Genomic DNA, 992 nt, shown 5'->3' with positions numbered 1-992 from the left:
TTTATCACCTGCCATATCTGCATCAACATATCCCTGTGGAATAGTGTATAAACCTCCAAAACATAATGGATGTGTAGTAGTACCTCTCAAATACCTGAGAATCCACTTTACTGCCTCCCAATGTTCTTTACCTAGATTGTTCATATACCTGCTCACAACTCCCACTGCATGTGCAATATCTGGTCTTGTGCAAACCATTGCATACATCAAGCTGCCAATTGTTGATGAATAAGGGACCCTGGACATGTATTCTATCTCCTCCTGTGTCTTGGGACACATTTCCTTAGTTAATTTGAAATGGCTGGCCAAAGGTGTACTAACTGGTTTTTCATTCTGCATTCTAAACCTCTCCAACACCTTCTCTGTGTACTCACCCTGAGACAATGTCAGTTTGCGATTTTTCCTGTCTCTTGTTATTCTCATACCAAGGATTTTCTTTGCAGCACCCAAATCCTTCATCGCAAATGAATTGGCTAATTTCTTCTTGAGAACATTTATATCCTGCATATTAGACCCTGCAACAAGCATGTCATCTACATACAATAGCAAGATAATATAGCTTCCATTTTCTAGCCTTTTAAAATAAACACAGTGATCAGAATGACATCTACTATAACCCTGTTCTGTCATAAACCTGTCAAACTTCAAATACCACTGCCTTGGAGCTTGCTTTAGGCCATATAAGCTCTTCTTCAACCTGCATACCAAATTCTCCTTCCCTTTGACCTCATACCCCTGTGGCTGCTGCATATAAATCTCTTCCTCCAAATCCCCATGGAGAAAAGTTGTTTTTACATCTAACTGTTCAAGATGAAAATCTTCTACTGCCACAAGACTTAAAATAGTCCTAATTGAAGTCATTTTAACAACATGAGAAAATATTTCATCAAAATCTATACCTTTCTTTTGTGCAAACCCCTTTACAACAAGTCTAGCCTTGTACCGCTTTTTTCCTCCATCTTCTTCCTTCAACTTGTAAACCCATTTATTCT

Annotated in this window: 1 protein-coding gene; it reads right to left on the bottom strand. The window is 38.5% G+C overall.

Annotated elements, in window-relative coordinates; translation table 11 throughout:
* Nucleotides 1–992 (bottom strand): reverse transcriptase domain-containing protein (locus NUW87_RS11990; RefSeq protein WP_269028636.1); only part of this gene is annotated, 992 nt, incomplete at both ends.

The sequence above is a fragment of the Corynebacterium pilbarense genome (assembly GCF_026930265.1).
Lineage (GTDB): Bacteria > Actinomycetota > Actinomycetes > Mycobacteriales > Mycobacteriaceae > Corynebacterium > Corynebacterium pilbarense.
The sequence above is the reverse complement of the archived record's forward strand: the minus strand, read 5'-3'. Positions and strand labels throughout refer to the sequence as shown.